4 protein-coding genes are annotated in these 6,709 nt (G+C 72.1%); 1 reads left to right on the plus strand and 3 read right to left on the minus strand.

Annotated elements, in window-relative coordinates:
• Positions 1–605 precede the first annotated feature (605 nt).
• The gene (locus IH00_RS0134185; protein WP_158828099.1) at positions 606–2,078 is read left to right on the plus strand and encodes a right-handed parallel beta-helix repeat-containing protein; all 1,473 of its coding nucleotides are present in this window, start codon (positions 606–608) and stop codon (positions 2,076–2,078) included.
• Between the two features lie 85 nt (positions 2,079–2,163).
• On the opposite strand, the gene galE is transcribed toward IH00_RS0134185, so the two are convergent.
• The 3 genes from galE to IH00_RS0134200 form a co-directional block, all read right to left on the minus strand.
• On the minus strand, positions 2,164–3,189 hold the full coding sequence (gene galE / locus IH00_RS0134190; RefSeq protein ID WP_031080063.1) for a UDP-glucose 4-epimerase GalE: 1,026 nt from the start codon (positions 3,187–3,189) through the stop codon (positions 2,164–2,166).
• 93 nt (positions 3,190–3,282) lie between these two features.
• Complete coding sequence (locus IH00_RS0134195) at positions 3,283–5,160, minus strand: glycosyltransferase family 2 protein (RefSeq protein ID WP_420710972.1); 1,878 nt, start codon at positions 5,158–5,160, stop codon at positions 3,283–3,285.
• Between the two features lie 13 nt (positions 5,161–5,173).
• Positions 5,174–6,274 (minus strand): UDP-glucuronic acid decarboxylase family protein, encoded by a 1,101-nt coding sequence (locus tag IH00_RS0134200; RefSeq protein ID WP_078888114.1) that lies wholly within the window; start codon positions 6,272–6,274, stop codon positions 5,174–5,176.
• Positions 6,275–6,709: the final 435 nt, after the last annotated feature.

A 6,709-nucleotide genomic window follows, 5' to 3' on the forward strand; every position in this document is an offset into this window, starting at 1 on the left:
GGCGGGGGCGGGCTGCGCGGCCGGGCCGGCACCGCGGCGGGGAGCGGCGGAGGCGGCGGGGGCTTCCGAAGGAGGACGGCTGTGCTGCCGTGGCTGGTGTGGTGAGGGAGCCGGGGGTGGCGGGGACGGCGGCCGGAGGCGTGTGCCGGTCGCGGTCGGTCCTGGCGTGTGGGTGACTTCGCCGCCGCCGGGAGGACCCCGGTACCGGGAGCGCGGAGCAGGGTCTACCCGAACGGTGTACACCGCCGGCTTCGTCTGCGCCCGCGCCGCTGGCACGCTGGCGCGGTGGGGCCCGAGCGTGAGGGCCCGAGCAGGAGAGCCCGAGGGTGAGGGCCGAACCGTGAGGGGCGTGCGTGGAAGCAGCGGAAAGCCGCAGGAGGCAGCGGCCGGGCCGGTCCGGACCGGCTCGTAGGGCCCGTGTGACCGTGTGGGTGTTGTGCACACTGATCTCGGTGGGCATGGCGGGGTGCCGATTGCCCGAGCCCTACCGTCCGCCGAGCACGACCGACGGCTCGGGCGGCGGCAGGACGTTCTACATCAGCCCCGCCGGTGACGATGGCGCCGACGGACACACGCGTGCGACCGCGTGGCGCACCCTCAAGCGTGTGGACTCGGTTCGTCTGCAGCCCGGGGACCGGGTCCGGCTCGAAGGGGGGGTGCGCCACCGCGGGCGGCTGCGGCTCGATGAGGGAGAGGCCGGCCGGCCGGACCGCCCGGTCGTCATCGACTCGTACGGCAAGGGGCGTGCCGTCATCGTGCCGGCCGGCACCCCGGGCGTCGACGTCTACAACACCGCCGGTGTCGAGGTCCGCCGGATCCAGGTCCGCGGCCAGGGGCGGTCCGTGAGGGACGAGGGCGGCATCAGCTTCTACGCCGACGCCGGCAGCGACGCCCGCAAGCTCGAACACGTGGTGGTCTCCGGCGTCGACGTGTCCGGGTTCCGCCATGGCGTACAGGTGGGCGGCGACGGCGGCTCCGGCTTTCGCGGGGTGCGCGTCGACAACAGCGTCCTGCACGGCAACCGCGACGCCGGACTGATCACCTACGGTCCCGACCAGGACGCGGGCCCACCCCGGTACGCCCACGCCGACGTCACCGTCGACCGGGTCGAGGCCCACCACAACCCGGGCTCTCCCACGAGCCACGCACGCAACACCGGCAGCGGCATCATCCTCGCGTCGGTGGATGGTGGCCGCATCGACCGCTCCACGGCACACGACAACGGCGCCGGGTCCTCACCCACGGCACTCGAGGGACCCCAGGGCATCTGGGCCCACGACGCCACACGCGTGGTCATCCAGCGCAGCGTCTCCTACCACAACCGGACCAACAGCCATGTGGACGGCGGAGGGTTCGGCCTCGATGTCAACGTCACGCGCTCCCGTCTCCAGTACAACCTCTCGTACGGCAACGACGGCCCCGGATACCTCGTCTACGCGGGCGAGCGGCGCCGGACCCACTCGGGCAACGTCGTGCGTTTCAACGTCAGCAACCACGACGTCCGCGAACTCGCCGGGTACGCCGGCATCTACGTCGGCGGGTTCGTGCAGGACACGCAGATCTACCACAACACCGTCGTCACCCGGTCCGGCGACGAGCTCCGCGTTCCCGCCCTCATGATCACCCCGGGCCCCCGGGACGTCGGTATCAGGAACAACCACTTCGTCACTGACGGGGCACCGCTGGTACGGGCCGAAGGCCTGCTCGTCGGCGTACTCCTGCAGGGCAACAACTACCACGTGACCGACGGCCCCTGGACGCTGGAGTGGCAGGGCGAGACCTTCGACGACCACGACGCGTGGCGCCGCGCGACGGGCCAGGAACGGATCGGGGACCAGGACACGGGCAGCAGCGTCGACCCGTGCTTCGACGACACGGGCGGGCTGCGGCGCGCCGTGGCGTTGCGTGCCGCGCTGACGCCGGGATGTGGGGAGCCGGCCGCTCCGGAAGGGATCGACCTGCAAGGCTGGTTCGCCATCGACCCGGGCCCGGTGGACGCCTTCGGTGGCAGGATCGGCGACACACCGCTCGTGGGAGCCGTCCAGCCAGCGCGTCGGAGCGGTGACGGCGGGCAATGACACCGCGGACGGCGCGCGAGATGGGCCCGGCCACCCGGCCGGGCCCATCTCGTCCGGCCGCTGCCGGTCGGGCTCGCCGGAGCCGTCAGGCCGCGTAACCCCGGGGATTGCCCAGTTGGAACCGCCAGGCATCGGTGCACATCTCGGCCAGGTCACGCCGCGGCCGCCACCCCCACGCGTCGAGGGCGGCGCGGGCGTCGGCGACGAGCCGCGCCACGTCCCCCTCCCGGCGCGGTGCGATCCGGTAAGGCACGGGCCGGCCGGACGCCGCACGGAACGCGGCGACCAGTTCGAGCACCGACGTGCCCACGCCGGTGCCCAGGTTGAGCACCCGCATACCCGGCTCGGCGAGGTGGCCCAGTGCCACCCGGTGACCCTCGGCCACGTCCATGACGTGGATGTAGTCGCGTACGGCGGTGCCGTCCGGGGTCGGCCAGTCGTCGCCGAAGACGGCGAGCTCCTCCCGCCGCCCGACCGCTACCTGCGCGATGAACGGCATCACATTGTCCGGCGTGCCCAGCGGGTCCTCACCCAGCAGCCCCGAGGCGTGCGCCCCGACCGGGTTGAAGTACCGCAGCGCGTACACCGACAGCTGCGGACGCTGCCGGCACACGTCCGCCAGCACCTGCTCGCACATCCACTTGGAGCGGGCGTACGGGTTGGTGGGCGCGACGGGATCCCCCTCGGCGAGGGGCACCCGTTCGGCCGCCCCGTACAGAGAACACGACGACGAGAACACCAGCCGGTGCACTCCGTGTTCGGCCATGACGGCGAGCAGGGACACCGTGCCGCCGACGTTGGTGTCGTAGTACTCCACCGGCATGCGCACGGACTCGCCGACCGCCTTCCGTCCGGCGAAGTGGATGACGGCGTCGACCGGATGCCGCCGGAACACGTCGGACAGTGCCGCGCGGTCCAGGACGTCGACGTCGTACGAGGCGACGAGCGGTCGGCCCGCCACCTTCTGCACGCGCGTGAGTGCTTCCGGCGAGCTGTTCTGGTGGTTGTCCACGACCACCACCTCGTGGCCGTGGTCCAGGAGTTCGACACAGGTGTGACTGCCGATGAAACCGGCGCCACCGGTCACCAGGACCGTCCGGGGCAGCGACATGGGAGCCTTCCATGGGTGGGGTGCTGTGCGGGGGATGGGCGGCGGGGGAGGCGATGAGGAGGGGCGCGGCCGGTGCGCAGGACGGGCGGGCCCTCAGGCGTAGAACCCCATCAGGTAGTGGGGGAAGACCGCCATGGCCAGGACCAGCGGCAGCGCGGTCAGCGCCGCCACGACGAGCGGCAGGCGTACCGTCGCCAGGGCGGCGAGGCGGCTGACGCCCTCCGCGGCCGCCGTCTCAGCCGCATGCAGCCAGCACACGGCGAAGGTGACCAGCGTGTACGCGCTTGCGCCGACCAGGCAGAGGAACACATAGCCGTACGCGGGACCGTGCAGCTCCCCGAAGAGCGCGGCGCAGCCGAGGGTCGTGACGATGATCAGGTAGGGCATGACGAGCCGGAGGGGCAGAGGTGCCAGCGGGTCGCGCGACTTCGGGGTGACCTTGAACGTCAGCGGCCGGGGACGTACCCGGTGGACCGCCGCGGAGACCGTGCCCCAGGCCACGAAGGGCCAGCGCGCCATCGCGAACAGCCAGCTCTCCCAGCTGAGCAGGGGAGCCCGCGCCGGGCGCAGCAGCCCCTGGCGGCGCATCAGCCAGGCCAGGGCCAGCAGTACGAGCGACATCGCCCAGTAGTGGCCGAGGAACTCGAAGTAGTCGACGCGCATCCATGGCACGCCCGTCACCGCGGCCACGGGGGCCAGCACCAGGGCACCGGCCGTGGACAGCCCGAGCAGCGGGTAGTAGCTCAGGGCGTACCCGAACCGCAGCCGCAGGACCGGCGGCAGCCGCTTCCAGTGGGAGGGGAGCATCCCCAGCAGCAGAGTGACCAGACTCCGGGACCACTGGAACTCCTGCGTGACCATGGCGGCAAACGTGACCGGCCCGTCACCGTGGGCCTCCGCGTCGATGGCGAAGGCACCCTGCCAGCCGGCCGAGTTCAGCAGAAAGGTGGTGGAGAAGTCCTCCGCCAGCTCCGGGCCGATGCCTCCGATGTCGCGCAGTGCCGCGGTGCGGACGGCGTAGTGGGACCCGATGCACACGGGGGCGAGCCCGTCGCAGTGTCCCAGCTGGACCGCACCGTGGAAGACCGCTTCCCGGTGCAGCCGTCCGCGCGCCGACCACGAGCCGGCGGCGTTGGCGTCGCACACGCTGGGCGCCGCCACATAGCCGATGGCGGGATCGCCGAACGGCCGTACCATCTCGGCCAGGTAGTCGCGGTGCGGCACGTGGTCGCAGTCCAGCTGGGCCACGACGTCGTAGTCCTCGTAACCGTGCCGGTCGTAGAAGTAGGCGAGGTTGCCCTCCTTGCACCGGGTACGGCGGGGCCAGACGCCCCGGTGGTAGCCGGGCACCCCCCGGCGGCAGGACAACCGGACGCCGTGCTCGGCGCACCACGCCTCCACCTCCGGCGTGGCGTCCTCGTCGCAGAGCCACACGTCGTACGGATACGGGAAGTCCTGCGCCAGCATGGCGGTGAGCGTTTCGCGGGCGAGCGGCCACGGCTCCGAGGGCGCCTTGGTGACGACGAAGGCGACCGCAAGCCGCGGCACGGACAGGGTGCGATTCACGCTGCGCAGCCGCAGGATCGCGATGATGAACGGGACCGGGAGCAGAGTCAGGTAGACCAGCAGCAGGCTGTTCACCACGAGCGAGACGATCCCGACGCGGTGCTCTGGCCTGAACCACCACACCCAGAAGGCGCAGAGGCTGACCAGCCAGCACCCGGCGAGCACGGTCACCAGCCGCTGACGGCTGCGGGACAGGACGGGCCGGAAGGTGTCGTGCCGCAGACTTCGGCGCTCGCGGTGCTGTGCGAGGACGGGACCGTCGGCGGTGATCCGCGCGACATTCCCACGGGAGAGCAGGCCCACCTCCTCCGCCACGACGTCCACGCCGGGCGGTGCGCCAGGGGGTGCACCGGTACCGGCGATGCCGCTGCCTTGCGAGGGCACGGGCCCTGTACTGATGGTCACGGCCGCGTCCTGGCTAGAGCGCGGGTTCGGTGGCGTGCGGGTGCTCCCCGGCGGCGGGCGGCGCGAGTACCTGCGCCGCGCGCGGACCGCCGATGCCGATGGCGGCGTACGGCGAGTGCCGGGGCACCGCGTGGGACGTGGGCGCGCGCCCGCTGCACTGCTCCAGCGCCGCTCCAGCCGGCTGCTCGGGGTGCAGCCGGAACCACTCCACGGTGCGCGCGATGCCCTCCTCCAGGGAGATCTCGGGCTTCCAGCCCAGGGACCGCGTGGCCCGGGTGATGACCGGGCAGCGCTGCGTCGGGTCGTCCACGGGCAACGGCAACCGGCGCACCTCGCAGGACGATCCGGTGATTTGCAGTACCAGGTCGGCCAGCTGATGAACTGTCCGCTCGTCCGGGTTGCCGAGGTTCACCGGGCCGAACTCGCGCGCGTCGAGCATGGCGACGATGCCCCGGACGAGGTCGTCGACGTAGCAGAAGCTGCGGGTCTGCTCGCCGTCCCCGTACAGGGTCAGTGGTTCACCGGCGAGAGCCTGCCGGATGAAGGTCGACACGACCCGGCCGTCGTGCGGGCGCAGGCGGGGGCCGTAGGTGTTGAAGATGCGGATGATCCCCGCGTCCACGCCGGACAGGCGGGCGTACGCCGCCGTGACGGCCTCCGCATAGCGCTTGGCCTCGTCGTAGACACTGCGGGGACCGATGGGGTTGGCGTTGCCCCAGTACTCCTCTGGCTGCGGGTGGCAGTGCGGATCGCCGTAGACCTCGCTGGTCGAGGCCAGCACGAACCGCGCGCCGTGCCGCATCGCGAGCCGGACCGCGTGTTCGGTGCCTCGGCTGCCGACGGCGAGTGTCTCCAGCGGAAGCCGGTGGTAGTCCGCCGGTGAAGCCGGGCTGGCGAGGTGGGCGACGGCGTGCACGGGACCGGTCACGTCGACGCCCTCGCTGACGTCCACGAGATGGAAGGTGAAACGGGGGTTCGCATGCAGGTGCTCGATGTTCTCGGCGAGGCCGGTGGACAGGTTGTCCAGACAGACCACGGAATCGCCTCGCGCCAGCAGCGCCTCACACAGGTGGGAGCCGAGGAACCCGGCTCCACCGGTCACGACAATGCGCATGTGCCACTCCTCGGAGATGCTCTGCGGTTGCTTGTCAGCAGGGAATGCGCGGCAAAGATAGGAAAAATCTGAAAAACGTAAAAGCTGACCGGTAGGCCGGGTCGGGGCCGTTCGGCGTACAGCCGCCGTCCCGGCGGAGGACCCAGCGAGAAGCCGGACGCCCTGCCTGCGCGGGACGGACGGCCCCGGACGGGAAAACTCTCGTGAGCGCGCTTTTGCGCCTGTTCGGATGAAGCGGCGGCAGGTGGCGTCCCGGGCGCGTCGCCCCGCGGCCGGAGGCCCTCGGGTGCGCTCAGCGCAGGCCCCGACGGCCGTCCGGTACCGGCCGCCCGCTGCTGCCTGCCACGTGCGGGCGCCGCTCGCCTGTGCTGCTGCCCGACCGGTCGTGCCGTCCCGCCGCCCTGCTGCGGTCCGCCGGAGCCGGAGCCGGAGCCG

The sequence above is a fragment of the Streptomyces sp. NRRL S-118 genome (assembly GCF_000716335.1).
GTDB lineage: Bacteria > Actinomycetota > Actinomycetes > Streptomycetales > Streptomycetaceae > Streptomyces.